The following is a 25,747-nucleotide window of genomic DNA, read 5'->3' as shown; positions in this document are numbered from 1 at the left end:
ACCCCCGTACGCGCGGGCGTTGTTGGGGTGAAGGGGGCGGGCGGAACATGGGTGTGGCGATCCGGACGGCGGGGGAGGGCGACCGGGAGCTGGTCGTGCGGCTGCTGGACGAGGCGTTCCGGGACGACCCGGTGAGCGGCTGGATCTTCCCCGGGGAGGAGTACCGCCGCAGGACCCACCACCGGCTCATGGCCGCCTTCACCGACGCCGTACTCGCGGACGGGTGGATCGACATCACCGAGGACGGCGCGGCCTGCGCGCTGTGGCTGTCCGTGCCCGGGGGCGGGCACGACGGCCGTGCCGGCGACGAGGAGGGCGACGGGGGCGCCGACGGCCCCGCCCAGGTACGCGAGGCGGTGGACCCGGACAACGAGCGCGTCGAGCGGATAGCCAGGCTGACGGAGGACATCCACCCCTCCGGCCGCGCCCACGCCTACCTGTGGATGATCGGCGTGGCTCCGGGGCGGCAGGGCGAGGGGCTGGGAACCGCGCTCATCGAGTCGGTCCTCGACCGCTGCGACCGTGAGGGGCTGCCGGCCTACCTGGAGGCGAGCAGCGCCCGCAGCCGGGGGCTGTACGAACGCCTCGGCTTCGAGTTCACCGGCCGCGCCCTGGACCTGCCGGACGGCCCCCGGATGTGGCCCATGTGGCGCGAGCCGCGGCAGGAGGCGCACCCGGTCCTGCCGTCCTAGGCTCCGGCACCACCGTCGCCGCGATCCGTTCCACCGGCCCGTCCGGGACGTCCACCGCGGGCGGTGCGCCGCTCAGGACGTCCACCGCGGTCCCGGCCGTCGCGGCACTCGCCGCCGTCAGGATGCTGCGCCCCGGCCGCACCGCCACCGGCCCGGCGGCCGGCGAGGCGGGCCAGAGCCGCCGGCCGCCGGCGCGGGGCCGGACGCGCCGACCGGTCCGCTCGGTGTCGGCGGCGGCTTCCTCGTGGTCCCGGCCCTGGTCACCGTGCCGGCGTTCGAGACGCGGGCCGCCGTCGGCGCCAGCCTGCCGGCCATCTCGGCGAACTCGCCGGCCCTCCCCGGCCACCCGCGGCGCCACCGCCGGTATCGACCGGACGGTGGCCGGCCCCTTCACCGGGCGGCGATCCCGGGCGCCCGGGACGGCGGACGCCCGGCCGCCGGGGTCACCGGCACCCTGCTGCGGCGCGCCTTCGCCGTCGTGCTGCCGGCCGCGGCCGCCTTCACGCTGATCGACGCCCTCGCCCGACGAGACCGGACGGATGACGGGGACGCGGCGCCCCGGCTCAGGCCAGGGACAGGAACAGCTTCTCCAGCCGGGCGCGCATCTGCTCCCGGTCGCCGGAGGCGGCCATGTCCGCATCGGTCAGGCAGTGCTGCAGGCCGGTGGCGATGATCGCGAAGCCCGCCCTGTCCAGGGCCCGGGAGGCCGCCGCCAGCTGCGTGACCACGTCCTCGCAGTCACGCCCCTCCTCGATCATCTTGATCACGCCGGCGATCTGGCCCTGCGCCCGGCGCAGCCGGTTGACCACCGTCTTCAATTCCTCGGCCGCCATCGCCAGTTCCACAACCCACGCTCCTTCGTGATACCCCCTCGGGTATCTTATCGGAGGAGGGAACGCGAACGAAGCAGAGGAAAGTCCCCGTGGCCCCCACCACCGCCCTCACCGCCGGCCAGGCCGACACCCGCCTGCACGAGCTGACCGTCATCGACGTGCGATCCCCCGGCGGATACGCCTCCGGCCACCTGCCCGGTGCCCACGACGTCCCCCTCGACCACCTCGATGCCGTCCCGCCCGCCCTGAGGGCCGCCGCCGGCCGCAGCGACCTCCTCGTCGTGTGCGCCTCCGGCGCCCGTTCCGCGGACGCCTGCCGGCGCCTGGCCGACCGGGACGTCACCGCGGCCACCCTCGCCGGCGGCACCACCGCCTGGACGCGGTCCGGCCGCGACACCCACCGACCCGCCGGCCCCCGTACGTCCTGGGCCATGGACCGCCAGGTCCGCCTCACCGCCGGGTCCCCCGTCCTGACCGGCCTGATCGCCGGACGACCCCGGAACGCGGCCCGCCGGCTCTCCGCGGGCGTCGCCGGCGGCCTGGTCTTCTCGGCCCTCACCCACACCTGCGGCATGGCCAGGCTCCCCCACGACCGGCCCGAGACGGCGGACCTGGAGGCCACCCTCGCCGGCCTGACCGGCTGACGCCACCACCGCGCGGTGCCCCGACGAACCCCGGCCGTGACAGGCGGGCGTCAAGGCCGCCTCGGCGCACGCGGTCGGAGCGGGGTGGAGGGTGCCGGCTCGATGAGGCCGCGGCGAGCACGGGCACCGGCCGGTACGTCGGCCCGCGCGCCCCTCGAAGGAGCGGCTGCTCACGGCGGAAGGGGGCGGGTCCTCGGCCACCGCCGCCCAAAGACGCGGCGGAACCGCCGCGCTCGCGCGGTCCCTCCGGGCGGAGGGGAACGGGGCGGCCGGGCGAAGAAGACCGCACCCGGCCCGCCAGGGACGCCGAGTTCGGCGGACCGCGCGGACCGGGTGCGGACCGGAAGACCATGCGACCAAAGGAACCGCAGGTCAAACGGCATGATCGAAGATCAAGCCTTCTTGGTCTCCCAGAAGATCTTGTCGATCTGGGCGATGTAGTCCAGCGCCTTCTGGCCGGTGGCCGGGTCGGTCGACGCCTTGGCGGCCGACAGGGCCTTCAGGGTGTCGTTGACCAGCTGGTGCAGCTCCGGGTACTTCTCGAAGTGCGGGGCCTTGAAGTAGTCGCTCCACAGCACGGAGACGTGGTGCTTGGCGAGCTCGGCGCGCTGCTCCTTGATGACCGTGGCACGCGCCTGGAAGTGCGGGTCGTCGTTGCCGGCCATCTTTTCCTGGACGGCCTTCACCGACTCCGCCTCGATGCGGGCCTGGGCCGGGTCGTACACGCCGCAGGGCAGGTCGCAGTGGGCGCTGACCGTGACCTTGGGGGCAAACAGGCGGGAAAGCATGGAGCGTTCCTTCCTCGTGATCGTCTTCTCAGGGGGGACATTACTCCCTGAGGAGCCCGTTTTCGCGAGTGCCCCCGTGGGCTTAGGACAAAAGTCCGGGGTGAGACTGGGACTGGTGGAGGAATGACCGGGGAGGTGCCGGGTGATGCCGGAGCTGTCGCAGGAGACCGAGCGGGCGAGAGGGCCGCTGCCGTTCGGGCCGGCCGAGGTGACCGGGCCGTCGATGGTGCCCACGCTGCACCACGGGGACGTGCTCCTCGTGCACTGGGGGGCCAGGGTCAGGCCTGGTGACGTGGTCGTGCTGCGGCACCCCTTCCAGCAGGACCTGCTGGTCGTCAAGAGGGCGGTGGAACGGCGCGGGGCCGGCTGGTGGGTGCTCGGGGACAACGCCTTCGCCGGCGGCGACAGCACCGACTACGGGGTGGTCCCCGAGGACCTCGTGCTGGGCAGGGTGAGGTTCCGCTACCGGCCGCGGCGGTCCGCTCAGCGCTCGCCGCTCGCCGTGGCCCGCTGGGCCGTCTCGGCGCTGAGGCCGGTGCTGTCCGACCGGTCCGCCTCCAGGCGTTTGCGGGCGCGGTAGGCCGCCACGTTGGCGCGGGTGGCGCAGCGGTCGGAGCAGTAGCGCCGGGAGCGGTTGGTGGAGGTGTCCAGGTAGGCGTTGCGGCAGGGGGACGCCTCGCACAGGCCCAGGCGGTCCACGCCGTACTCGGTGAGGTGGAACGCCAGGCCCATCGCGGCGATGGCGGCGAAACCCGCGGTCACGTTGGACGGGTGGTCCGCCAGGTGCATGTGCCACAGGGGGCGGCCGTCGTCGTCGCGGTGGTCGTGGCCGGAGATCTGCGGACTCACCGGGAACTCCAGGAGCAGGGAGTTGAGCAGGTCCACGGCGAGCGTCTCGTCGCCCTCGTCGGCCGCCTCGAAGACCGCGCGCAGCCGTCCCCGGACCGAGCGGAACCGGGTCACGTCCGAGTCCGTGGCCCGGCGGGCCGCCGACTGGTTGGCGCCGAAGAGTTCGCGGACGGCCTCGACCGAGGTCAGGGAGTCCTGCCCCCGCGCCGGTTCCTCGGTGTTGACGAGACGCACGGCGTAATCCGAGTAATAGGCCAGTTCCACTTGTAGTCCTTACGAAGGGGCTCTAGGGTCGTGCCTGCGGTCGGGTAACAGCTGATCGTGCCTACAGGGTATTACGTACACCGCCGTGACGGAGGGGCTCGATGACGGACGCGGAGATCACCACGACCGGTGCCGACTGGAACGCCTGGCAGACGAGCTGGGACCGGCAGCAGGAGTGGTACATGCCGGACCGCGAGGAACGGTTCCGGATCATGCTCGACATGGTCGAGGCGCTGACCGGCCCCGCGCCGCGGGTGCTCGACCTCGCCTGCGGCACCGGCACCATCACCGCCCGGCTGCTCGCCCGCTTCCCGGACGCCGTCAGCACCGGTGTGGACCTCGACCCCGCACTCCTCGCCGTCGCCGGGGGCACCTTCGCGGGCGACGACCGGGTCTCCCTGGTCGCCGCCGACCTCAAGGACCCCGACTGGCCGGCGAAGCTGCCGTACGACTCCTACGACGCCGTCCTGACCGCGACGGCCCTGCACTGGTTCCACGCCGAGCCCCTCGCCGCCCTCTACGGTCAGGTCGCGGAGCTGGTCCGCGACGGCGGTGTCTTCATGAACGCGGACCACATGATCGACGAGACCACGCCCCGGATCAACGCGGCCGAGCGCGCTCAGCGGCACGCCCGCATGGAGGAGGCCAAACGGGACGGCGCCCTCGACTGGGCCGAATGGTGGCAGCTCGCCGCGAAGGACCCCGTCCTCGCCGAACCCACGGCCCGGCGCTTCGAGATCTACGGCGAGCACGCCGACGGCGAGACGCCCTCGGCGGCCTGGCACGCGCGCGTGCTGCGCGAGAAGGGCTTCGGCGAGGTGCGGCCGGTGTGGTGCTCCCCGTCGGACACGTTGCTGCTGGCCCTCAAGTAGGACCGCATGCCGAGGGGCGGCACGGAGACCCGTACCGCCCCTCGGCATGCGCGTGCGCTCAGAGGACCTTGGACAGGAACGACTTGGTCCGTTCGTGCTGCGGGTCGGTCAGCACGTCGCGCGGGTTGCCCGACTCGACCACCACGCCGCCGTCCATGAAGACCAGGCTGTCGCCCACCTCGCGGGCGAAGCCCATCTCGTGGGTGACCACCACCATCGTCATGCCGGACTCCGCGAGGTCGCGCATGACGTCGAGGACGTCACCGACCAGCTCCGGGTCCAGTGCCGAGGTCGGCTCGTCGAACAGCATCAGCTTCGGGTCCATCGCGAGGGCCCGGGCGATGGCGACGCGCTGCTGCTGGCCGCCGGAGAGCTGCGAGGGGTAGTTGCCGGCCTTGTCGCCCAGGCCCACGCGCTCCAGGAGCTGCATCGCGCGCTCCCGCGCCTGGCCCCTGTTCACGCCCTTGACCTGGACGGGCGCCTCCATGACGTTCTCCATGGCCGTCATGTGCGGGAACAGGTTGAAGCGCTGGAAGACCATGCCGATGTCCCGGCGCTTGAGGGCGACCTCGCTGTCCTTGAGCTCGTAGAGCTTGTCGCCCTTCTGGCGGTAGCCGACCAGCTCGCCGTCGACGTACAGGCGCCCGGCATTGATCTTCTCGAGGTGGTTGATGCACCTGAGGAAGGTGGACTTGCCGGAGCCGGAGGGGCCGATGAGGCAGAACACCTCGCCCGACTCGACCTCCAGGTCGATTCCCTTGAGGACCTCGACGGGACCGAAGGACTTGTGGACGCCCTCGGCCTTCACCATGGCGGTCATGCGGCACCTCCAGCCTTGGACCGGTTCGACAGGGACAGCAGGTTCGCCCTGACCTTCTGCCAAGGGGTCGCCGGCAGGCTACGGCTGGAGCCGCGGGCGTAGTGGCGCTCCAGGTAGTACTGGCCGACGCTGAAGACGGAGGTCAGCAGCAGGTACCAGGCCGCGGCCAGGAAGAGCATCTCGGCCGGGGCCCCGGAGGTCTGGCCGATGTCCTGGGCGACCCGGAACAGCTCGGCGTACTGGACGACCGACACCAGTGAGGTCGTCTTCAGCATGTTGATGACCTCGTTGCCCGTCGGCGGCACGATCACGCGCATCGCCTGCGGGATGACGATCCGGCGCAGCGTCCTGGCCTGGCTCATGCCGAGCGCGTGTGCCGCCTCCGTCTGGCCCTCGTCGACCGCGAGCAGACCGGCGCGGCAGATCTCCGCCATGTACGCGGCCTCGTTGAGGCCGAGGCCGAGCAGCGCCGTCAGGAACGGCGTCATGAAGTCGGACCACTCGTCGCGGTAGACCGGGCCCAGGTTGATGTACTCGAAGACCAGGCCCAGGTTGAACCAGACGACCAGCTGCACCAGGACGGGGGTGCCGCGGAAGAACCAGATGTAGAACCACGCGATGGACGAGGTCACCGGGTTCTTCGACAGCCGCATCACGGCGAGCAGGATGCCGCCCACGACGCCGATCAGCATGGCCAGCACGGTGATCAGCAGCGTCTTGCCCATGCCGGTCAGGACGCGGTCGTCGAAGAAGTAGTCAGGGATCGCACCCCAGTTGATCTTGCCCTGGGAGAACGCGTACACGACCGCGGCCAGCAGCGCGATCACCACGACCGCGGAGACGTACCGCCCGTAGTGCCTGACCGGGATGGCCTTGATGGCCTCCGGGCCGGCCGGCGGGGTGCCGGCCGGGCCGCCCGCCGTCTTGTCGATGTCAACAGTCACGGAAGTTGCCTTTCAGAGCCCGCACGCTCACTTGCCGCCGTTGATGGTGGCTTCCGTGACGGCGCCTTCCGCCACGCCCCACTTGTCCATGATCTTTTTGTACTCGCCGTTGGCGATGACCGCGTCCAGCGCCGCCTTCAGGGCGTCGCGCAGCTGGGTGTTGTCCTTGGCGACCGCGATGCCGTACGGGGCGGCCTCGACCTGCTCGCCGACGAGCTGGAAGTCGTTGCCGCCGCCCGAGGTCTTCACCGCGTAGGCCGCGACCGGGAAGTCGGACGAACCGGCGTCGGCGCCGCCGGCGCGCAGGCGGGTCTGGGCCTGCTGGTCGTTGTCGAAGGGCTCCATGGCGATCTTCTTGCCGGCCGGGCACTTCTCGTTCTCGGCCTTGGCGAGGTCCTCCGAGACGGTTCCCCGCTGCACCACGAGCTTCTTGCCGCACAGGTCGGCCCAGGTCCTGACGCCCCGGTCGTCGCCCTTCTTGGTGTAGATCGAGACACCGGCGGTGAAGTAGTCCACGAAGTCGACGCCCTGGCCGACCTTCTTGCCGGTCTCGGAGTCGATGCCCTCCTGGCGGTCCTTGGTGTCCGTCATCGCGGACATGGCGATGTCGTAGCGCTTGGAGCGCAGGCCGGTGATCAGGGTGTCGAAGGTGCCGTTCTCGAACTCGAACGTCACGCCGAGCTGCTTGCCCATGGCGGCCGCGAGGTCGGGGTCGATCCCGACGGTCTCACCGGAGCCGTCCTTGAACTCGACCGGAGCGTAGGCGATGTCGGAACCGACCTTTATGACGCCCTTGTCGCGGATTGACTGGGGCAGCCTATCGGCCAGTGGGGCGCTCACGGCTGACTGGTTGCCGCTGCTGCCGGAGTCCTTCTTGTCGGTCTGGTCGCCGCATCCGGTGAGCAGCAGAGCGCCTGCGACCGCGATCGCACCGACCGCTGCTGGCCGGGACTGCGCGGCGGTCGTACGACGGGTGGAACGTGCGGTCATGGTGGTTCCTCCGGCGGATGAGGGAGTTGCCGATGGGACGGGACGCCGGCCGGGGGACCGGCAGGCGCCGTGGGTCGACGAGAACACGCCTTCGAGTGTCGCGACCTCGTGTGATTACGGCATCTTGCCATTCGGACTCGGCCATCCAGGGGAGTCGTCATGTCAAAATCGGATAACGGGTGACCCCCCGAACTGCACCAGGCCGGTACATCACGACCGAACCTTTGCGGGAATCGACCCTTCCAGCCGGAAGATCTTCGGTATTTCTCGTTATGCGGACATGGTTCGCGGGTGCGCGCCTCCGTCGAGGCGCCGTCCTCCGGGACTGTCAAGAGCCACCGGGAAGTTGGCCGGATACCCGGCTATGAGTCATGTCACCGGCATGCGACGTGCGGCGTCCGACATGTGAGCTCGCCCTTACCGGACTCGTCGCGGGAGGCGTCCGTCGGGTAAGAAGGTTCTTTACACCCCTCATCAGGGGCTCAGGGCGCGTGTGCGGCGCGCCCGTCGCGCAGGAGCCCATGCGCACCAACGTGCTCGTGTTCCTGTGCGGTGCCCGCCCATTCCTCACCAGGAGTGGACAAACCCTCAAACCATGAACACTTAAGGGGTAAGACAAAGTGGCAGCGGAGATCGTCAATCCTCGCAGCGACAGTGACGTCAGTACGGACCGGGAGGCCGGGGCGGAACCCCTCGACTCCTTCGACCCGGCGTTCGCGCTGCACCGCGGCGGCAAGATGGCCGTGCAGGCCACCGTGCCGGTCCGCGACAAGGACGACCTGTCCCTGGCGTACACGCCCGGCGTCGCGAAAGTGTGCAGCGCGATCGCCGAGCAGCCCGACCTCGTGCACGACTACACGTGGAAGTCGTCGGTCGTGGCGGTCGTGACGGACGGTACGGCGGTTCTGGGACTCGGGGACATCGGGCCCGAGGCCTCCCTTCCGGTGATGGAAGGGAAGGCGATCCTTTTCAAGCAGTTCGGCGGCGTGGACGCGGTCCCGATCGCGCTGGACTGCACGGACGCCGACGAGATCGTCGAGACGGTGGTGCGCCTCGCGCCCTCGTTCGGCGGAGTCAACCTGGAGGACATCTCGGCGCCGCGGTGCTTCGAGATCGAGCGCAAGCTCCAGGAGCGGCTGGACATCCCGATCTTCCACGACGACCAGCACGGCACGGCGGTCGTGACCCTGGCGGCGCTGCGGAACGCGGCGCGGCTGAGCGGGCGGACGCTGGGCGAGCTGCGGGCGGTGATCTCGGGCGCGGGCGCGGCCGGTGTCGCCATCGCCAAGATGCTGGTCGAGGCCGGCATCGGGGACGTCGCGGTCGCCGACCGCAAGGGTGTCGTCTCGGCGGACCGGGACGACCTGACGCCGGTGAAGCAGGAGCTGGCCTCCTTCACCAACAAGGCCGGACTGTCCGGCTCGCTGGAGGCGGCCCTCGCGGGCGCCGACGTCTTCATCGGCGTCTCCGGCGGTACGGTGCCGGAGACGGCCGTGGCCTCGATGGCGAAGGGCGCCTTCGTCTTCGCGATGGCCAACCCGAACCCCGAGGTGCACCCGGAGGTCGCGCACAAGTACGCGGCGGTCGTGGCGACGGGACGGTCGGACTTCCCGAACCAGATCAACAACGTGCTGGCGTTCCCGGGCATCTTCGCGGGCGCGCTGCAGGTGCGGGCGTCGCGGATCACCGAGGGCATGAAGCTCGCGGCGGCGGAGGCGCTGGCCTCCGTCGTGGGCGACGACCTCGCGGCGGACTACGTCATCCCGTCCCCGTTCGACGAGCGCGTCGCACCGGCCGTCACGGCGGCGGTGGCGGCGGCGGCCCGTGCGGAGGGTGTCGCGCGCCGGTGACGGTGTGACGCGTATGTGGTGAACGGCCTCGTCCCGGCGGACGGGGCCGTTCGCCGTGGACGGTGGCGAAGAGCGGCGTGGCATCGCGGAGGCGGGACGGGACCGGCGTGGGCGGGGGTGCCGCCCGGCGTCGCGGGGTGCATCCCCCGGAGGGGGTGTCCCGGCGCCCACCCGTGCCGGCCCTGGGGACCCCCCGGGCCGTTCAGGCGCTGGGGGAGGCACGACCCGCCCGCGCCCGCGCCCGCGTACGCCGGACGGCGGCCCGCGGCCGTGACGGCGGCGGCTCGCGGCTCGCGTGGTCTCGTGGTCTGGTGGCAAGAGGGTGTGTGTCACAGGGGCGGACGGTTTCGGACGGCGGGTGCGGAACCTATCGTCAAGGTCATGTTCGCTGCCTACGCCGCCCGAATCGACCGCGACCAGCCGCTGAACGGCCTGGAGCTGGGGGAGCGTCCGGCCCCCGAGGCCCGCCCCGGCTGGAGTGTCGTCGACGTCCGGGCCGCCTCCCTCAATCACCACGACCTGTGGTCCCTGCGCGGTGTCGGCCTCCCGGAGGACCGGCTGCCGATGATCCTCGGCTGCGACGCCGCCGGTGTCGACGCCGACGGCAACGAGGTCGTCCTGCACTCCGTGATCGGCCAGACCGGCCACGGGGTCGGACCCGGGGAGCCCCGCTCCATCCTCACCGAGCGTTACCCGGGGACGTTCGCCGAGCAGGTCGCCGTGCCGACCTGGAACATCCTGCCGAAGCCGAAGGAACTCTCCTTCGAGGAGGCCGCCTGCCTGCCCACCGCCTGGCTGACGGCCTACCGGATGCTGTTCACCAACGCCGGGGTGCGTCCCGGTGACTCGGTGCTGGTGCAGGGCGCCGGCGGCGGGGTCGCCACGGCCGCGATCGTGCTCGGCAAGGCGGCGGGACTGCGGGTCTTCGCCACCAGCCGGGACGAGGCCAAACGGAAGCGGGCCCTGGAGCTGGGCGCGGTCGAGGCCGTCGAGCCCGGTGCGCGACTGCCGCAGCGGGTCGACGCCGTCATCGAGACCGTGGGTGCCGCGACCTGGTCCCACTCGGTGAAGTCGCTGCGGCCCGGGGGCACGCTCGTCATCTCCGGCGCCACCAGCGGCGACCGGCCCTCCCACGCCGAACTGACCCGGATCTTCTTCCTGGAGCTCAAGGTCGTCGGTTCCACGATGGGCACCAAGGACGAACTGGAGGACCTCCTGTCCTTCTGCGCCGCCACCGGTGTCCGTCCGGTCATCGACGAGGTGCTCCCGCTGGACCGGGCCCGGGAGGGCTTCGCGCGGATGGCGTCCGGCGAGCTGTTCGGCAAGATCGTGCTCAGCGCGTCCTGATCCCTCCCCACGACCGTGCGCGGCGGGTCCGGTCCTCCGGGCCCGCCGTCCGTTTTCCCGGACGGAAGGCTGTGTCAACGAGGGTTGACAGGCCGGTGATGTCAACCTAAGTTGACCGCATGAGCGAAGCTACGGATCTCGCCGCACGTGCGGGTGATCGGGACCCACGGGTCGGGCTGCGGGCCGTCGCCGCGCTGCGCCGGCTGCTGGAGCAGCTGGAGGCGGTGCAGGTGCGCAGCGCGCGCAACCAGGGCTGGTCGTGGCAGGAGATCGCCACGGAACTCGGGGTCAGCAGGCAGGCCGTGCACAAGAAGTACGGGAGGCATTGATGTTCGAGCGGTTCACGAAGGATGCCCGTGCCGTGGTCCAGGGGGCCGTCGAGCACGCCGAACGGGCGCGGGCGCAGACCGTCGGCGCCGAGCACCTGCTGCTCGCCCTGCTGGACCGGGAGGGCGGTCGCGCCTCGTTCGCGCTGACGGCGCTCGGGGCCGGTGGGGGCAGGGAGTCGGTGCGCCGGGCCCTGGAGGAGGCGCGGCGGCGGGCAGGGCTGTCGCAGGCCGAGACCGAGGCGCTCGCCGGGCTCGGGATCGACGTCTCGCGGATCGTCGCCCGGGTGGAGGAAGCCCACGGCGTCGGCGCGATGTCCGGTGACCGGAAGGGCGAGCGGTGGCGGTCCGGGCGGCGCGGCTTCGGCCGGGACGCCAAGGAGGTGCTGGAGAAGGCCCTGCGCATCGCCGTCGCCCGGCGTGACCGGCACATCGGTGACGAACACCTCCTCCTCGCCCTGACCGTCCGCCCCGGCGTGCCCGCCGAGGTGCTCGCCGACCACGGGGTGACCCACGGGGCGCTGACCAGGGTGCTCGGCGGCGGGGGAGAGGCCTGCGCCTGATCCGGACGGGCCCCCGCCCCCGCGCCTGTGCTCAGACCTTCGGGTCCCGCAGCAGCGCCCCGATGCGGGCCGCCGCGGTCGACAGCTCGCGGCGGGCGTCGCGGAGCTGGTCGGCCGTGACGCCGTGGTCGCGGGCCGCGTCGCGGATGTCGTCCCGGAAGCGGTCCAGCAGCCGGTCCAGGTCGCGGGCCGGGTCTCCGGTGGAGTCCGCGGTGTCCTCGTGGGCCCACGCCGGCGCATGTCCCGCCGGGAAGTCCTCGGGGGTGCGGGAGTGGTCCGGCCGGGAGGCGGACGCGCCGGCGTCGGTGCGTCCGAAGCCCCAGTCCCTGCCGAGGTCCTTTCCGAACTCGCCGACCTCCTTGACCAGTTCGCCCAGGCCCTCGCGCAGTCCCGTCGGCCAGTCGCCCCGCGAGAAGTGGTCCTGCATCTGCTCCTGGACCCGCTGGGCGATGCGCTGCACCTCCTCCTGGGCCTGGGCGCGGGCCCGTTCCTGCGCCTCCTTGGCCTGGCGGCGGGCCCGCTGGGCCTCGTCACGGGCGCGGCGGCTCTCGTCCTTGGCGCGGCGGGCCTGCTCCTTCCATTCCTGCTTGACCCGGCGCATCTCCTCCCTGGCGGCGCGCCAAGCCTCCTTGTCCCCGAGGTCCGCGGTGTCGCCGGGCTCCTCGGCCCCTTCGGCCCGGGGACCCGTGCCGGTGCCGCGGCGGGCCTCGCCGGCCGCCGCCCGCATCTCGCGGCGCAGGTCACCAGCCGCACCGCGCACGTCGGCCCGGATCTCGGCCGCGAGCTCGGCGACCGAGTCACGGATCTCCAGCTCCAGGTCGGCCAGCTCGCCGCTGCGGTCGGCCAGCTCGGCGCGGCCCGCGTCGGTGATGGCGTACACCTTGCGGCCGCCCTCGGTGGTGTGGGTGACCAGGCCCTCGGCCTCCAGCTTGGCCAGGCGCGGGTACACCGTGCCCGCCGACGGTGCGTAGAGGCCCTGGAAGCGCTCCTCGAGGAGCCGGATGACCTCGTAGCCGTGGCGCGGGGCCTCGTCGAGCAGCTTCAGGAGGTACAGGCGGAGGCGGCCGTGGGCGAAGACGGGGGGCATGTCAGAGCACCTTCTTGTCGGTCGTGCCGTCGGCCGGGGCGCCGGTGGCGCTGTCGTCCAGGCCGGGAGCGGAATCGTCCCCCGGGTCGTCCTGCGGGCCGCCCGCCGGGCCGGTGTCCTCCGGCGCCGGTTCCCACGGTGCCCCCTCCGCCTGCGGCCTGCGCAGCAGGGCGATCGAGCCGGAGACCGTCGTGGCCTTGAGCCGGCCGTTGCCCGCGCCGAGCCGGCCGGTGATCCGCTTGGCGCCCCACTGGCCGGTCACCCGGAGGTCCTCGAAGGCGCTGGAGAGCGTACCGCCGGCGGTGTTCGCCTCCACCTCGGCGTCGGCCGGCTGGGGCAGCCGGATGGCGATCTCGCCCGAGACGCTGGTGAGGCTGATGTCGGTGGGTCCGCCGGCCGGGTCGAGGTCGACGATCATCGCACCGCTCACCGAGTCCGCCTTGACGGAGGCACCGGCCTCCACCACGGTCAGGTCCCCGGAGACGGAGTTGAAGCGGAGCTCCCCGGTGAGCGCCTGGGCCTCCAGGCTGCCCGAGACCGTGTCCGCGCGCACCGGTCCCGCGAGGCCCACCAGCGTGGTGTCGCCGGTGACGCCCCTCACCTCCGTGCGGCCGTCGACGCCGGAGACGACGGCCGCGGCACCCACGACGCCCACCTCCACGCGGGTGCGGGCGGGGACGGCCAGGGAGACCACCGCGCTGCGGCGCCAGCCCTTGCGGTCGAGCCAGGTGAGGAAGCCCTTCCAGGGCAGGTCCTCGTAGGCCACCGTGAGCGTGCCGTCCTGGTGGGTCACGATCAGGGGCGGGCCCTCGATCTCGGACACCTCCAGGCGGGCGGAACCCTCGTCCGTGCCCACGACGTTCACCGTTCCGTTGACGATGCGCACCCGGAGCTCGCGCACGGACTCGTCGAAGGTGAGCTTCCCGGGCTCCGCGACGGACCACTCGGGCATGGTGCAGACCTCCTGACCGAACGCGCCATATCGCGTTCCTCGCTATTCACGATATATCGCGGGTAGGGAAAGTCAAGACACCCGTTCCGGTGACCGGCGATCGCCGAGAGGCCGGCACGGGCCCGGTGTGCGGGCATGCCGAAGGGCACTCCGTGCCTTGTCCGCTGTCAGGTGTTCTGCCGCGTTGCCGCGTTGCCGCGTTGCCGCGCTGCCGCGCCGAGCCGGTCGAGCGGCGTGCCCGCCGGCTGGGTCACGCCCGTGCGCCGGGATCCTGCGTGGCCCGTGCCCGCACGCGTGACCTGCTCGCGCGCCCCTCACGCGCGGGAGTCGCTCTTTCCGTGGGCTTCGCGCCCGGGTGGGCCTCCCGCCCGCCGGGGAGAGACGCCCCGAAGGCGCCGAGGGCCTTTCCGGTGACGCCCCCGGTGCCGGCCCCGGCTGCTCGTCGACCGCTACTCGTCCTCGTCCTCGTCGTCCAGCCGCGCCAGCCACGTCGCCAGCCGCTCCACCGGCACCTCGAAGTCCGGGTTGAGGTCGACGAAGGTCCGCAGCTGCTCGGCGAGCCACTCGAAGGTGACCTCTTCCTCGCCGCGCCGCTTCTCCAGTTCCTCGATGCCGCGGTCGGTGAAGTACAACGTGCTCTCCGTCGGATGGGTCGACTGGGTCGAACGGGTCGGATGTCGGGTGTCGGTACCAGGATAGGCGCGGCCGGCGGCCGTCCGTCCCGCCGTGCGCGGGAGCACGCGGAAGGGCCCGTCCCGCGTTCGGCGAACGCGGGACGGGCCCTTCCACATCAAGCCGCCCGAGGGATCAGGCCTCGAACACCTCACGCACCAGCTGCTCCTGCTCGGCCTGGTGCCGCTTGGCGGAACCGACGGCCGGGGACGAGCTGTGCGGGCGCGAGATGCGGCGCAGGCGCTCGCCGTGCGGGACGTCGGCGCCGACCGCCAGGTCCAGGTGGTCGATCAGGTTGAGCGCGATGAACGGCCAGGCACCCTGGTTCGCCGGCTCCTCCTGGGCCCACAGGTACTTCTCGGCGTTCGGGTACTTGGCGATCTCCGCCTGGAGCTCGGCACCCGGCAGCGGGTACAGGCGCTCGATGCGGATGATGGCCGTGTCCGTCACGCCGCGCTTCTTCCGCTCGGCTTCGAGGTCGTAGTAGACCTTGCCGGCGCAGAAGACGACCTTCTTGACCGCGGTCGCCTCGACCGAGTCGTCGCCGATGACCGGCTGGAAGCGGCCCGTCGTGAACTCCTCCGCCTTCGAGGCCGCCGCCTTCAGGCGCAGCATCGACTTCGGGGTGAAGACGACCAGCGGCTTGTGGTGCGGGTTGTGCACCTGCCACCGCAGGAGGTGGAAGTAGTTCGCCGGCGACGTCGGCATCGCGACCGTCATGTTGTTCTGCGCGCACAGCTGGAGGAAGCGCTCCGGGCGGGCCGAGGAGTGGTCCGGGCCCTGGCCCTCGTAGCCGTGGGGGAGCAGGAGGACCACACCGGAGGTCTGGTTCCACTTCTGCTCCGCCGACGAGATGAACTCGTCCACGACCGTCTGCGCGCCGTTGACGAAGTCGCCGAACTGCGCCTCCCACATGACCAGGGCCTCGGGGCGGGCCAGCGAGTAGCCGTACTCGAAGCCCATCGCCGCGTACTCGGACAGCAGGGAGTTGTAGACGTTGTACCGGGCCTGGTCCTCGGCCAGGTACAGCAGCGGCGTGAACTCGTTGCCCGTCTCGCGGTCGATGATGACCGCGTGCCGCTGGCCGAAGGTGCCGCGCTGCGAGTCCTGGCCCGCCAGGCGCACCGGCACGCCCTCCAGCAGGAGGGAGCCGACGGCGAGGGTCTCGCCCATGCCCCAGTCGATCGTGCCGTCCTCGACCATCGCCGCCCGGCGCTGCAGCTGCGGCAGCAGGCGCGGGTGGACGGTGACGTGGTCGGGGATGTTGACCTGCGACTCGGCGATCCGCTTGACGACCTCGGCGGAGACCGCGGTGTTCACGGAGACCGGGAACTCGGCCTGGGGGTCGGAGGGCGCGGCGGCCGAGGGCTGCGAGGTGGCCTCGCGGACCTCGGTGAAGACCTTCTCCAGCTGGCCCTGGTAGTCCTGCAGCGCCTGCTCGGCCTCTTCCAGGGTGATGTCGCCGCGGCCGATCAGGGACTCGGTGTACAGCTTGCGCACCGAGCGCTTGCGGTCGATCAGGTCGTACATCAGCGGCTGGGTGAAGGCCGGGTTGTCGGACTCGTTGTGACCGCGGCGGCGGTAGCAGATGAGGTCGATCACCACGTCCTTGTTGAACGCCTGGCGGAACTCGAAGGCCAGGCGCGCGACGCGCACGACGGCCTCCGGGTCGTCGCCGTTCACGTGGAAGATCGGGGCCTCGATCATGCGGGCCACGTCCGTCGCGTACATGGAGGAACGCGAGGACTCGGGGGCCGCGGTGAAGCCGACCTGGTTGTTGATGACGATGTGGACCGTGCCGCCGGTGCGGTAGCCCCGCAGCTGCGACATGTTCAGGGTCTCGGCCACCACGCCCTGGCCCGCGAAGGCCGCGTCGCCGTGGATCGCCACCGGCAGGACGGTGAAGTCCGTGCCGCCCTTGTTGACGATGTCCTGCTTGGCGCGCGCGACGCCCTCCAGGACCGGGTCCACCGCCTCCAGGTGCGAGGGGTTGGCCACCAGCGAGACGCGGATCTGGTCGCCGTCCAGGCCGGTGAAGGTGCCCTCGGCGCCCAGGTGGTACTTCACGTCGCCGGAGCCGTGCATCGACTTCGGGTCGAGGTTGCCCTCGAACTCGCGGAAGATCTGCGCGTACGACTTGCCGACCACGTTGGCCAGCACGTTCAGCCGGCCGCGGTGGGCCATGCCGATGACGACCTCGTCCAGGCGGGACTCGGCGGCCGAGTCCAGTACGGCGTCCAGCAGCGGGATGACGGACTCGCCGCCCTCCAGGGAGAACCGCTTCTGGCCCACGTACTTGGTCTGCAGGAAGGTCTCGAAGGCCTCCGCCGCGTTCAGCCGGCGCAGGATGCGCAGCTGCTCCTCGCGCTCCGGCTTGGAGTGCGGGCGCTCCACGCGGTCCTGGATCCACTTGCGCTGCTTGGGGTCCTGGATGTGCATGAACTCGATGCCGGTGGTGCGGCAGTACGAGTCGCGCAGCACGCCGAGGATGTCGCGCAGCTTCATCATCGACTTGCCGGCGAAGCCGCCGACGGCGAACTCGCGCTCCAGGTCCCACAGGGTGAGCCCGTGCTCGGTGATGTCCAGGTCGGGGTGCTTGCGCTGCTGGTACTCCAGCGGGTCGGTGTCGGCCATGACGTGGCCGCGGACCCGGTAGGAGTGGATCAGCTCGAAGACGCGGGCGGCCTTGGTGACGTCGTCGTCGTGGCTGGCGTCGATGTCCTTGAGCCAGCGGACCGGCTCGTAGGGGATGCGCAGCGCCTCGAAGATCTCGTCGTAGAAGCCGTTCTCGCCGAGGAGCAGGTTGGCGACCTGGCGCAGGAACTCGCCGGAGGCGGCGCCCTGGATGACCCGGTGGTCGTAGGTCGACGTGAGCGTCATGACCTTCGAGATGCCGAGCTTGTTCAGGGTGTCCTGGCTGGTGCCCTGGAACTCCGCCGGGTAGTCCATGGAGCCGACGCCCATGATCACCGACTGGCCGGGCATCAGGCGCGGCACGGAGTGCACGGTGCCGAGGCCGCCGGGGTTGGTCAGGGAGACCGTGACGCCGGTGAAGTCGTCCATCGTCAGCTTGCCGTCGCGGGCGCGGCGGACGATGTCCTCGTAGGCCTGCCAGAACTCGAAGAAGTTCATGGTCTCGGCCTTCTTGATCGCCGCGACGACCAGCTGGCGGTCGCCGTTGGGCTTGACCAGGTCGATGGCGAGGCCGAGGTTGACGTGGGCCGGCTTGACGAGCGTCGGCTTGCCGTCCTTCTCGCCGAACGCGTAGTTCATCGCCGGCATGGCCTTGATGGCCTGCACCATCGCGTAGCCGATCAGGTGCGTGAAGGAGATCTTCCCGCCCCGGGCGCGCTTGAGGTGGTTGTTGATGACGATGCGGTTGTCGAACAGCAGCTTCACCGGGACCGCGCGCACGGACGTGGCCGTGGGCAGCTCCAGGGAGGCGTTCATGTTCTTGGCGACCGCGGCGGCCGGGCCGCGCAGGGTCACCAGTTCGGGGCCCTCCGGGGACGCGGCGGTCTCCTTGGCGGGCTCGGCCTTCGCCTGCGGCTTCGCGGCCTGCTGGGCGGCGGGCTTCGCGGCCGGAGCGGCGGGGGCCGCGGCGGCGGGCTGGGCGGCCGGCTTCGCGGGGGCGGCGGCCGGCCGGGGGGCCGCCGGCGCCTGGGCCGGGGCGGGCTGCGCGGGAGCGGCCGGGGCGGGAGCCTGCGCCCGGGGCGCCGGGGCGGCCTGCGGCGTGCTCGTGTCCGTGGTCGTCGCGGGGCCGGACGGGGCCTGGGCGGCGGGCGCCCCGGGCTTGTAGTCGGCGAAGAAGTCCCACCAGGCACGATCCACGGAGTTCGGGTCCTGGAGGTACTGCTGATAGATCTCGTCGACGAGCCACTCGTTGGCACCGAAGGCCGCGGCGGGGTTCTTGCCCGCTTGGTCGGTGTCGGTCGAGATGCTCGAGTTACTGGGGGACTGTGGCGACACGGCGAGAACCGCCCTCTTCCGCTTCACAAGGTGGTGGACAGCGGGAATCAAGGCTACGCCTCCCCGGACCGGAAGGTCAGACCGGGCCCGTTCAACGTCGCGCAAGTCACATTGCCGAGCGCGTTTCGGCGCTGGAAATGGCGGGAAACAAGCGAGGTTCTGTTGCGCTTGGGAAGGAGGGACCGGGGCCCGGCGCGAAGAGGTCGCGGGCCTGTGCCTGATCACACGTGTCCGCCCGTGCGAACGCCCGTGGATCTTGGTGTTCCGTTTCGAACCCTACGTCAACTCGACGCCGACGGCAGGCCCGGAAGAGTGATGAGAATCCGGCAGCCCCGCTCGGATTCGGCCACACCGATCCGGCCGCCGTGCAGATCCACCGCCCAGCGGGCGATCGCCAGACCGAGCCCGGTGCCGCCGTCGCTGCCCGGACCGTGCGGCCGGGACACCGCACCCCGGTTGAACCGCTCGAACACCCGTCGCCACTCCGACCGCGGGATGCCGGGCCCCTCGTCCAGGACCTCCAGCTCGAGGGATTCCGGCTGTGCCCCGGCCCGCGCCCTGACCGTCACCCGGCCGTGCGGCGGGCTGTGCTTGACCGCGTTGTCGATGAGGTTGGCGACCACCTGGTGGATGCGCTCGGGGTCGGCGTGGGCGGTCAGGCCGGCCGGGAACACGTCGAGGGCCAGGTGCACGTCGGTACGCGTGTGGCTGCCGGACCCGGAGGCGATGCCCGCGCGCGCCGACGCGACCATGTTGGCCTCCTTCAGCACGCCCGCCAGGTACGGCCACACCTCGAAGCGCCGCTTCCTCAGCGGGACGACGCCGTTGTCCAGGCGGGACAGGTCCAGCAGCGTCTCCACCAGCCGGCCGAGCCGCTCCGTCTGCTTGAGCGCGGTCCGCATGGTCTCCGGGTCGGCCTCGGTGACGCCGTCGACGATGTTCTCCAGCACCGCGCGCAGGCCCGCGATGGGGGTGCGCAGCTCGTGCGAGACGTTCGCCACCAGCTCCTTGCGCTGGAGGTCCTGAGCCTCCAGGTCGTCGGCCATGCGGTTGATCGTGACGGCCAGGTCGCCCAGCTCGTCGCGGCGGTTCTCGCGCACCCGGCGCGTGTAGTCGCCGTGCGAGATGGACCGGGCCACGGCGTTCATCTCGTCCAGCGGCGCGGTCAGCGAGTGCGCCACGAACTGCGTGATCAGCAGCGTGGCGATCATCGAGAAGACCGTGATGAAGCGCAGCTCCGTCTTGGTGTGCACCGCGATCACCGACAGGCCGGTGGTGATCAGCACCGACGTGACGACCAGCGCGCCCAGCTTGGTCTTGATCGAGAACGGGCGTACGCCGCCCCAGGGTTCCCCGGGGCTCCTCCGTGCGGCTTCCCGTCCCCCGCTCATGGCGTCGGCGTCTCCAGCGCGTAGCCCACGCCGTGCACGGTGCGGATGCGCTCGGCCCCGATCTTGCGGCGCAGCGCCTTGATGTGGCTGTCGACGGTCCGGGTGCCGGAGGCGTCCGCCCAGTCCCAGACCTCGGCCAGCAGCTGCTCGCGGGAGAGCACCGCGCGCGGGGTGTTCGCCAGGCACACCAGCAGGTCGAACTCGGTGGGCGTCAGGTGGACGTCCTCGCTGCGCACCCGCACCCGGCGCTGCGCGTGGTCGATCTCCAGCTCGCCGAGGCGCAGGATGCCGCTGCGCGGCGTCGAGGCGGCCACGACGGCCCGCTCCACCCGGCGCAGCAGCACGTGCACGCGCGCGGCCAGCTCGCGCATCGAGAACGGCTTGGTCATGTAGTCGTCGGCGCCCACGCCGAGGCCGACCAGCATGTCCGTCTCGTCGTCGCGCGCGGTGAGCATCAGCACCGGCACCGGCCGCTGGGCCTGCACGCGCCGGCAGACCTCCAGGCCGTCGAAGCCGGGCAGCATGATGTCGAGGATCAGCAGATCGGGCTGCCAGGCCTCGGCCGTGTCGACGGCGGCCGGGCCGTCGCCCGCCGTTTGCACCAGGAATCCCTCGGCGCGCAGGCGGGTCGCGATGGCGTCCACGATCGTCTGGTCGTCCTCGACCACCAGCACCCGGCGCTGTGCGCCCTGGGTCGCCGTCGCCGTGCCGTTGTGGGAGGTCTGTGTCTGCTCCATCGCCCGCCCCTGAGGTGTGCTTTCCGGAATCCGTGGGGTGATCCCATGACTGCGCTCGACGCTTGAATGATCGGCGTCAGGGCAGCAGCGTACGGGGATGCACCACGGCTTTGCTATCCAGGCCCGATGCCGAGGTGGACGACGTCCGGAACGCCCCGGGCAACGGGGATCTCTTCGGTACGCACCTGTTGGAACCCGGCATTACGCAAGGTTTCTTCGAATTCCGGAGAGGGCTGCGCGGACCATACGGCGAGCACCCCTTTGGGCCTCAACACCCTTGCGCAGCACGCGAGTCCGGCCGGTGAGTACAACCCGTCGTTGCCCTCGGTGACGGTCCAGTCGGGGCCGTTGTCGATGTCGAGGCACAGCGCGTCGTACGTGGCGGAAGTCTCATTGACGTACTCCACCAGATCCGCCTCGACGATCTCCGTGCGCGGGTCGGCCAGCGCCCCGGCGGACACCTCGGCCAGGGGTCCGGCGCGGTGCCAGTCGATGACGGCGCGTTCGCGTTCGACGACCGCGATCCGGCCCCAGCGGGGGTCGGCGGCCGCGTGGACGAGCGAGAAGCCGACGCCGAGCCCGCCGATGAGCACGTGCGGCGCCGCGCGCCCGTCGAGCGCCTCGGCCGCCGCGTCCACGAGCCGCCGCTCGGAGCGTCCGTCGGAGGTGTCCATCAGGAAGCAGCCGTTCGCGATGATCTGCAGCAGCGCCCCGTGCCGGCGCAGGACGACCTCGCCGTACGGGCCCTCGCGACGGTCCAGGACTTCCGGCGTGTCGGAGGAGTCGTAAGAGGTGATGGGCATCGGCCCATCCTGGCACCCCCGGTGGGAGGAATGGGCGGGGTTCCGGCCGTGCTGTGGTGCGTGGGGGCGGCTTCCGCCGGGCACCGCCCCCTTGATCGCTCACGGCGAACAGAGTCCCGGGAACAATCATCGGCTCCCGAGCATTGAGTCGGCATAACTCAACTTGACTGCCGAAGGGGAGATCATGGCTGCTGAGTCCACGGCGTTCACACCGCTCACCCTGCCCGTGCTGCCGCTCGACGACGAGATCGTGCTGCCCGGGATGGTGGTCCCGCTGGATCTGAGCGATTCCGAGGTGCGGGCCGCGGTGGAGGCCGCGCAGGCCGCCGCCAGGGACGAACCCGGCAAGCCCCGGGTCCTGCTGGTGCCGCGCATCGACGGCACCTACGCGAAGACCGGTGTCCTCGGCACGGTCGAACAGGTCGGCCGCCTCGCCGACGGCGACCCGGGCGCCCTCATCCGGGGCCGGAGCAGGGTGAGGATCGGCGCAGGCACCACCGGCCCCGGTGCCGCGCTGTGGGTCGAGGGCACGCGGATCGACGAGAGCGTGCCCGAGCCGCTGCCCGGGCAGGTCACCGAACTCGTCAAGGAGTACAAGGCCCTCGCCACCGCCTGGCTGCGCAAGCGCGGGGCCTGGCAGGTCGTGGACCGCGTCCAGGCCATCGACGACGTCTCGGCGCTCGCCGACAACTCCGGCTACTCGCCGTTCCTGACCACCGAGCAGAAGGTCGAGCTGCTGGAGACCGCCGACCCGGTGGCCCGCCTCAAGCTCGCCACGAAGCAGCTGCGCGACCACCTCGCCGAGCAGGAGGTCGCCGAGACCATCGCCAAGGACGTCCAGGAGGGCGTCGACAAGCAGCAGCGCGAGTTCCTGCTGCGGCGCCAGCTGGAGGCCGTCCGCAAGGAACTGCGGGAGCTCAACGGCGAGCAGGAGGGCGAGGAGTCCGACGACTACCGCGCCCGTGTCGAGGCCGCCGACCTGCCCGAGAAGGTCCGGGAGGCCGCGCTCAAGGAGGTCGACAAGCTCGAGCGGTCCTCCGACCAGTCCCCCGAGGGCTCGTGGATCCGCACCTGGCTCGACACGGTCCTGGAGATGCCGTGGAACGAGCGCACCGAGGACGCCTACGACATCCAGGGCGCCCAGGCCGTCCTGGACGCCGAGCACGCGGGCCTGCAGGACGTGAAGGAACGGATCACCGAGTACCTGGCCGTGCGCAAGCGGCGCAACGACCGCGGCCTCGGTGTCGTCGGCGGCCGGCGCGGCGGTGCCGTGCTGGCCCTGGTGGGGCCGCCCGGCGTCGGCAAGACGTCGCTCGGCGAGTCCGTCGCCCACGCCATGGGGCGCAAGTTCGTCCGCGTCGCCCTGGGCGGTGTCCGCGACGAGGCCGAGATCCGCGGCCACCGCCGTACGTACGTCGGCGCGCTGCCCGGCCGGATCGTGCGGGCGATCAAGGAGGCCGGGTCGATGAACCCGGTCGTGCTCCTGGACGAGATCGACAAGGTGGGCTCCGACTTCCGGGGCGACCCGGCCGCGGCCCTGCTGGAGGTCCTCGACCCGGCCCAGAACCACACCTTCCGGGACCACTACCTGGAGGTCGAGCTCGACCTGTCCGACGTCGTCTTCCTGGCCACCGCCAATGTGCTGGAGGCGATCCCGGAGGCGCTGGCCGACCGCATGGAGATCGTGCGGCTGGACGGCTACACCGAGGACGAGAAGATCGTCATCGCCCGTGACCACCTGCTCCCGCGCCAGCTGGAGCGGGCCGGTCTGGACGAGGACGAGGTCACGATCGACGAGGGCGCGCTGCGCAGGCTGGCCGGCGAGTACACCCGCGAGGCCGGCGTGCGCACCCTGGAGCGGTCGATCGCGCGGCTGCTGCGCAAGGTGGCGGCCCAGCACGAGCTGGGCGAGCGGGAACTGCCGTTCACCGTCACCGACGGCGACCTGCGCGACCTGATCGGCCGGCCGCACCACGTGCCGGAGTCCGCGCAGGACCCCGCCGAGCGGCGCACCTCGGTGCCGGGCGTGGCCACGGGCCTCGCGGTCACCGGCGCGGGCGGCGACGTGCTGTACGTCGAGGCGTCGCTGGCCGACCCGGAGACGGGCGCGGCGGGTCTGACGCTGACCGGACAGCTGGGCGACGTGATGAAGGAGTCCGCGCAGATCGCGCTGAGCTTCCTGCGCAGCCACGGCGCCGAGCTGGAGCTGCCGGTGGCCGACCTGAAGGACCGGGGCGTGCACATCCACTTCCCGGCGGGCGCGGTCCCCAAGGACGGCCCGAGCGCCGGCATCACGATGACGACGGCGCTGGCCTCGCTGTTGTCCGGGCGGCTGGTCCGCACCGACGTGGCGATGACCGGCGAGGTCTCGCTGACCGGCCGGGTCCTGCCGATCGGCGGGGTGAAGCAGAAGCTGCTCGCCGCGCACCGGGCCGGGATCACCACGGTGATCATCCCGAAGCGCAACGAGCCCGACCTGGACGACGTCCCGGCTCAGGTGCTGGACAAGCTCGACGTCCACGCCGTCACCGACGTCCGCCAGGTCCTGGAGCTGGCCCTGGCACCGGCGACGAGCGGTGCCGAGCCGGAGGTTCCGGTCGCGGCGTGACGGACGCGACCGGGAGAGGTGAGGGCCCGGGTCCCCGCGCGGGGACCCGGGCCCGGCCCCTGTGCGGGGCGGCCGTCGGCGAGCGCCTCGGCCCGGTGCTCAGCCGTCGGCGAGTGCCTGGACGCGGTCCGGGGCGCCGTTGCTGTGTTTGTCCGGGGGCAACCCCGGGCCCCCGGCCGGGGGTGTCGCTCAGCCGTTGGCGAGTGCCTGGACGCGGTCCAGGGCGCCGTTGAACTTGTCGTGGTCCCCGACCGTCGGACCGGACGAGGTGTACTGCCACATCGTGTAGTAGCCCCAGCCGGCCGGCAGCGTCCCCACCGTGGAGGCGTACCGGGCGATCCACAGCGGGTTGTTCGCGGCGAAGCCGCCGTAGTCGCCGGTGCACTGGGTCCACCAGCTGGTCGCCGTGTAGATGACGGCGTCCCGGCCGGTGCGGGCCTTGTACTGGTTCAGGAAGTCCCGGATCCAGGTCACCATCGCGCTCTGCGACTTGCCGTAGCAGGCGGCGCCGTACGGGTTCCACTCGATGTCCAGCGCGCCCGGCAGCGTCTTGCCGTCCCGGGACCAGCCGCCGCCGTGGTCGACGAAGTAGTTGGCCTGGGTGGCGCCGCTCGTCGTGTCCGGGGTGGCGAAGTGGTACGCGCCGCGGATCATGCCGACGTTGTAGGAGCCGTTGTATTGCTGGGCGAAGTAGGGGTTCGTGTAGTAGGTCCCCTCGGTGGCCTTGACGTAGGCCCACCTGACCCCGCTGTTCCACAGGGTCGACCAGGCGACGTTGCCCTGGTGGCCGGAGACGTCCACGCCCTCCGTCTGGGTGGCGTCGCCGGGGACGGGGGTGCCCTGCTGCCCGTCGTGGGCCAGGACGCCCATGCCCATGTGGGCGGAGCCGCGGGGCGGGACGTCGGCGGCCGACGAGGGCTGGGCGACGAGGAGGGAGAGGGCGGCGAGCAGAATCCCGGTGGCGGCGAGACGCCGGCCGCGGGCCGATCCGGATCTGTGCACGAGCATGAACGTGCCTCCGATGGCTCGGTGGTGCTCGGTGGGGGTTGCGTGAGCGGGGAGAACCCATGAATGGCGTGAGCATGCCATTCACGGACCCGGTGAAGACGCTACGCACGTAGAACGGGGAGTGGGAAGAGGGGCAGGGGGCCGCCGTTGGTCTAAGCCTGCGAAATACTTGCCGAGCTGCGGTGATGGCGGCCCGTGGCGGAAACTTTCAGGAACGGGAAAATCGAGGCAGGGGCTGACGTGCACGAAGACGGAAACGGCGGCGGTCGCCAGGGCGAATCCCGCCCGTCCGGCAGTGGTGTGAACCAACCGCAGTTCCTGGCCCTGGAACGCGAGTTGACCGTCCTGTTCCGGCGCGCCCGGGCCAACCAGGGCGAGATGGCCCGGGAGGTCCACCCCGACCTGGAGTCGTCCGCGTACGGCCTTCTCGTCCGGCTCGGCGAGTCCGGCGGGCAGCGCGCCACGGACCTCGCCGCCTACATCGGCGTCGGCAAGGCGACGATGTCCCGCCAGCTGCGCGCCCTGGAGGAACTCGGCCTTGTCGCCCGCGAACCCGACCCCGCCGACGGCCGCGCCTGGCTGGTCACCCTGACCCCGGAGGGGCAGGAGCGGGTCGGCAGGGTGCGGGAGGCGCGCCGGGCCCGCTACGCCCGCCGGCTCGGTGACTGGGACCCGCGGGAAGTGGCCGAACTGGCCCGCCTGCTGCACGAACTCAACCGGGGCATGGAGAAGTAGCGC

Annotated in this window: 25 protein-coding genes; 11 read left to right on the top strand and 14 right to left on the bottom strand. The window is 71.7% G+C overall.

The window, feature by feature from the left end; all coding sequences use genetic code 11:
* Positions 1–47: 47 nt before the first annotated feature.
* Complete coding sequence (locus ACZ4V6_RS13010) at positions 48–692, top strand: GNAT family N-acetyltransferase (protein ID WP_467825993.1); 645 nt, start codon at positions 48–50, stop codon at positions 690–692.
* Positions 693–936: 244 nt separating this feature from the next.
* Positions 937–1,365 carry a hypothetical protein gene (locus tag ACZ4V6_RS13005; RefSeq protein ID WP_467825991.1) on the top strand — a complete coding sequence of 143 codons (429 nt, stop codon included), beginning with the start codon at positions 937–939 and terminating at the stop codon, positions 1,363–1,365.
* On the opposite strand, the gene ACZ4V6_RS13000 is transcribed toward ACZ4V6_RS13005, so the two are convergent.
* Positions 1,256–1,537, bottom strand: a complete 282-nt coding sequence (locus tag ACZ4V6_RS13000; protein ID WP_277323089.1) for a metal-sensitive transcriptional regulator — start codon at positions 1,535–1,537, stop codon at positions 1,256–1,258. The genes ACZ4V6_RS13005 and ACZ4V6_RS13000 overlap by 110 nt on opposite strands.
* Positions 1,538–1,614: 77 nt before the next feature.
* Here ACZ4V6_RS13000 and ACZ4V6_RS12995 point away from each other — a divergent pair, with 77 nt between their 5' ends.
* Positions 1,615–2,169 carry a rhodanese-like domain-containing protein gene (locus tag ACZ4V6_RS12995; RefSeq protein ID WP_467825988.1) on the top strand — a complete coding sequence of 185 codons (555 nt, stop codon included), beginning with the start codon at positions 1,615–1,617 and terminating at the stop codon, positions 2,167–2,169.
* Positions 2,170–2,561: 392 nt separating this feature from the next.
* On the opposite strand, the gene sodN is transcribed toward ACZ4V6_RS12995, so the two are convergent.
* Positions 2,562–2,957 (bottom strand): superoxide dismutase, Ni, encoded by a 396-nt coding sequence (sodN, locus tag ACZ4V6_RS12990; protein WP_356550353.1) that lies wholly within the window; start codon positions 2,955–2,957, stop codon positions 2,562–2,564.
* Positions 2,958–3,102: 145 nt separating this feature from the next.
* Here sodN and sodX point away from each other — a divergent pair, with 145 nt between their 5' ends.
* Positions 3,103–3,537: a nickel-type superoxide dismutase maturation protease gene (sodX, locus tag ACZ4V6_RS12985; RefSeq protein ID WP_467825985.1), complete on the top strand. Its 435-nt coding sequence runs from the start codon at positions 3,103–3,105 to the stop codon at positions 3,535–3,537.
* Here sodX and ACZ4V6_RS12980 read toward each other — a convergent pair.
* Complete coding sequence (locus ACZ4V6_RS12980) at positions 3,441–4,070, bottom strand: CGNR zinc finger domain-containing protein (RefSeq protein ID WP_467825984.1); 630 nt, start codon at positions 4,068–4,070, stop codon at positions 3,441–3,443. The genes sodX and ACZ4V6_RS12980 overlap by 97 nt on opposite strands.
* A gap of 101 nt (positions 4,071–4,171) precedes the next feature.
* Between ACZ4V6_RS12980 and ACZ4V6_RS12975 the strand changes: the two genes are divergently transcribed.
* Positions 4,172–4,942: a class I SAM-dependent methyltransferase gene (locus ACZ4V6_RS12975; RefSeq protein WP_467825982.1), complete on the top strand. Its 771-nt coding sequence runs from the start codon at positions 4,172–4,174 to the stop codon at positions 4,940–4,942.
* 58 nt (positions 4,943–5,000) lie between these two features.
* Here ACZ4V6_RS12975 and ACZ4V6_RS12970 read toward each other — a convergent pair whose 3' ends face one another.
* The 3 genes from ACZ4V6_RS12970 to ACZ4V6_RS12960 are packed head-to-tail and all read right to left on the bottom strand — an operon-like array spanning position 5,001 to position 7,696.
* The gene (locus ACZ4V6_RS12970) at positions 5,001–5,762 is read right to left on the bottom strand and encodes an amino acid ABC transporter ATP-binding protein (protein ID WP_467825981.1); all 762 of its coding nucleotides are present in this window, start codon (positions 5,760–5,762) and stop codon (positions 5,001–5,003) included.
* Positions 5,759–6,706 carry an amino acid ABC transporter permease gene (locus ACZ4V6_RS12965; protein ID WP_467825978.1) on the bottom strand — a complete coding sequence of 316 codons (948 nt, stop codon included), beginning with the start codon at positions 6,704–6,706 and terminating at the stop codon, positions 5,759–5,761. Before ACZ4V6_RS12965 ends, ACZ4V6_RS12970 begins: the two co-directional genes overlap by 4 nt.
* A 27-nt stretch (positions 6,707–6,733) precedes the next feature.
* Positions 6,734–7,696, bottom strand: a complete 963-nt coding sequence (locus ACZ4V6_RS12960) for an ABC transporter substrate-binding protein (protein WP_467825977.1) — start codon at positions 7,694–7,696, stop codon at positions 6,734–6,736.
* A 620-nt stretch (positions 7,697–8,316) separates the two neighbouring features.
* Here ACZ4V6_RS12960 and ACZ4V6_RS12955 point away from each other — a divergent pair.
* From ACZ4V6_RS12955 to ACZ4V6_RS12940, 4 genes are all read left to right on the top strand, one after another.
* Positions 8,317–9,546: an NAD(P)-dependent malic enzyme gene (locus tag ACZ4V6_RS12955; protein ID WP_467825975.1), complete on the top strand. Its 1,230-nt coding sequence runs from the start codon at positions 8,317–8,319 to the stop codon at positions 9,544–9,546.
* A 381-nt stretch (positions 9,547–9,927) separates the two neighbouring features.
* Complete coding sequence (locus ACZ4V6_RS12950; RefSeq protein ID WP_467825973.1) at positions 9,928–10,893, top strand: zinc-binding dehydrogenase; 966 nt, start codon at positions 9,928–9,930, stop codon at positions 10,891–10,893.
* A 119-nt stretch (positions 10,894–11,012) separates the two neighbouring features.
* Positions 11,013–11,222: a helix-turn-helix domain-containing protein gene (locus ACZ4V6_RS12945; RefSeq protein ID WP_055417899.1), complete on the top strand. Its 210-nt coding sequence runs from the start codon at positions 11,013–11,015 to the stop codon at positions 11,220–11,222.
* On the top strand, positions 11,222–11,782 hold the full coding sequence (locus ACZ4V6_RS12940; protein ID WP_467825970.1) for a Clp protease N-terminal domain-containing protein: 561 nt from the start codon (positions 11,222–11,224) through the stop codon (positions 11,780–11,782). Before ACZ4V6_RS12945 ends, ACZ4V6_RS12940 begins: the two co-directional genes overlap by 1 nt.
* 31 nt (positions 11,783–11,813) lie before the next feature.
* Here the strand turns inward: ACZ4V6_RS12940 and ACZ4V6_RS12935 are convergent, their stop codons facing one another.
* From ACZ4V6_RS12935 to ACZ4V6_RS12905, 7 genes are all read right to left on the bottom strand, one after another.
* Entirely contained in the window at positions 11,814–12,869 is a 1,056-nt protein-coding gene (locus ACZ4V6_RS12935) for a PadR family transcriptional regulator (RefSeq protein ID WP_467825968.1), read from the bottom strand.
* A 1-nt stretch (position 12,870) separates the two neighbouring features.
* Positions 12,871–13,821: a DUF4097 family beta strand repeat-containing protein gene (locus ACZ4V6_RS12930; RefSeq protein WP_467825965.1), complete on the bottom strand. Its 951-nt coding sequence runs from the start codon at positions 13,819–13,821 to the stop codon at positions 12,871–12,873.
* Between the two features lie 449 nt (positions 13,822–14,270).
* On the bottom strand, positions 14,271–14,453 hold the full coding sequence (locus tag ACZ4V6_RS12925) for a DUF6104 family protein (protein WP_003961784.1): 183 nt from the start codon (positions 14,451–14,453) through the stop codon (positions 14,271–14,273).
* A gap of 175 nt (positions 14,454–14,628) precedes the next feature.
* Positions 14,629–18,462: a multifunctional oxoglutarate decarboxylase/oxoglutarate dehydrogenase thiamine pyrophosphate-binding subunit/dihydrolipoyllysine-residue succinyltransferase subunit gene (locus ACZ4V6_RS12920; RefSeq protein WP_467825963.1), complete on the bottom strand. Its 3,834-nt coding sequence runs from the start codon at positions 18,460–18,462 to the stop codon at positions 14,629–14,631.
* A 281-nt stretch (positions 18,463–18,743) separates the two neighbouring features.
* Positions 18,744–19,853 carry a sensor histidine kinase gene (locus ACZ4V6_RS12915; RefSeq protein ID WP_467825961.1) on the bottom strand — a complete coding sequence of 370 codons (1,110 nt, stop codon included), beginning with the start codon at positions 19,851–19,853 and terminating at the stop codon, positions 18,744–18,746.
* The gene (locus tag ACZ4V6_RS12910) at positions 19,850–20,590 is read right to left on the bottom strand and encodes a response regulator transcription factor (RefSeq protein WP_043380000.1); all 741 of its coding nucleotides are present in this window, start codon (positions 20,588–20,590) and stop codon (positions 19,850–19,852) included. Before ACZ4V6_RS12910 ends, ACZ4V6_RS12915 begins: the two co-directional genes overlap by 4 nt.
* Before the next feature lie 113 nt (positions 20,591–20,703).
* The gene (locus tag ACZ4V6_RS12905; protein ID WP_467825958.1) at positions 20,704–21,393 is read right to left on the bottom strand and encodes a spermine/spermidine synthase domain-containing protein; all 690 of its coding nucleotides are present in this window, start codon (positions 21,391–21,393) and stop codon (positions 20,704–20,706) included.
* 184 nt (positions 21,394–21,577) lie between these two features.
* On the opposite strand from ACZ4V6_RS12905, the gene lon reads away from it, so the two are divergent.
* Positions 21,578–24,001, top strand: coding sequence for an endopeptidase La (gene lon, locus ACZ4V6_RS12900; protein WP_467825956.1), 2,424 nt, complete (start codon positions 21,578–21,580; stop codon positions 23,999–24,001).
* A 189-nt stretch (positions 24,002–24,190) separates the two neighbouring features.
* On the opposite strand, the gene ACZ4V6_RS12895 is transcribed toward lon, so the two are convergent.
* Positions 24,191–25,009 (bottom strand): lysozyme, encoded by an 819-nt coding sequence (locus ACZ4V6_RS12895; protein WP_467825953.1) that lies wholly within the window; start codon positions 25,007–25,009, stop codon positions 24,191–24,193.
* A gap of 240 nt (positions 25,010–25,249) precedes the next feature.
* Here ACZ4V6_RS12895 and ACZ4V6_RS12890 point away from each other — a divergent pair, with 240 nt between their 5' ends.
* The gene (locus tag ACZ4V6_RS12890) at positions 25,250–25,744 is read left to right on the top strand and encodes a MarR family winged helix-turn-helix transcriptional regulator (protein WP_467825950.1); all 495 of its coding nucleotides are present in this window, start codon (positions 25,250–25,252) and stop codon (positions 25,742–25,744) included.
* Positions 25,745–25,747 lie beyond the last annotated feature (3 nt).

The organism is Streptomyces sp. NPDC029152, from assembly GCF_055564355.1.
The sequence above is the reverse complement of the archived record's forward strand: the minus strand, read 5'-3'. Positions and strand labels throughout refer to the sequence as shown.

Bases quoted from the DNA above. Each gene is read 5' to 3' on its own strand.
- ACZ4V6_RS12905 (WP_467825958.1), bottom strand. From the start codon at position 21,393: ATGCCCATCACCTCTTACGACTCCTCCGACACGCCGGAAGTCCTGGAC.
- ACZ4V6_RS12940 (WP_467825970.1), top strand. From the start codon at position 11,222: ATGTTCGAGCGGTTCACGAAGGATGCCCGTGCCGTGGTCCAGGGGGCC.
- ACZ4V6_RS12935 (WP_467825968.1), bottom strand. From the start codon at position 12,869: ATGCCCCCCGTCTTCGCCCACGGCCGCCTCCGCCTGTACCTCCTGAAG.
- ACZ4V6_RS12895 (WP_467825953.1), bottom strand. From the start codon at position 25,009: ATGCTCGTGCACAGATCCGGATCGGCCCGCGGCCGGCGTCTCGCCGCC.
- sodN (WP_356550353.1), bottom strand. From the start codon at position 2,957: ATGCTTTCCCGCCTGTTTGCCCCCAAGGTCACGGTCAGCGCCCACTGC.
- ACZ4V6_RS12910 (WP_043380000.1), bottom strand. From the start codon at position 20,590: ATGGAGCAGACACAGACCTCCCACAACGGCACGGCGACGGCGACCCAG.
- ACZ4V6_RS12915 (WP_467825961.1), bottom strand. From the start codon at position 19,853: ATGAGCGGGGGACGGGAAGCCGCACGGAGGAGCCCCGGGGAACCCTGG.
- ACZ4V6_RS12970 (WP_467825981.1), bottom strand. From the start codon at position 5,762: ATGACCGCCATGGTGAAGGCCGAGGGCGTCCACAAGTCCTTCGGTCCC.
- sodX (WP_467825985.1), top strand. From the start codon at position 3,103: ATGCCGGAGCTGTCGCAGGAGACCGAGCGGGCGAGAGGGCCGCTGCCG.
- ACZ4V6_RS12945 (WP_055417899.1), top strand. From the start codon at position 11,013: ATGAGCGAAGCTACGGATCTCGCCGCACGTGCGGGTGATCGGGACCCA.
- ACZ4V6_RS12960 (WP_467825977.1), bottom strand. From the start codon at position 7,696: ATGACCGCACGTTCCACCCGTCGTACGACCGCCGCGCAGTCCCGGCCA.
- ACZ4V6_RS12950 (WP_467825973.1), top strand. From the start codon at position 9,928: ATGTTCGCTGCCTACGCCGCCCGAATCGACCGCGACCAGCCGCTGAAC.
- ACZ4V6_RS13010 (WP_467825993.1), top strand. From the start codon at position 48: ATGGGTGTGGCGATCCGGACGGCGGGGGAGGGCGACCGGGAGCTGGTC.
- ACZ4V6_RS12975 (WP_467825982.1), top strand. From the start codon at position 4,172: ATGACGGACGCGGAGATCACCACGACCGGTGCCGACTGGAACGCCTGG.
- lon (WP_467825956.1), top strand. From the start codon at position 21,578: ATGGCTGCTGAGTCCACGGCGTTCACACCGCTCACCCTGCCCGTGCTG.
- ACZ4V6_RS12930 (WP_467825965.1), bottom strand. From the start codon at position 13,821: ATGCCCGAGTGGTCCGTCGCGGAGCCCGGGAAGCTCACCTTCGACGAG.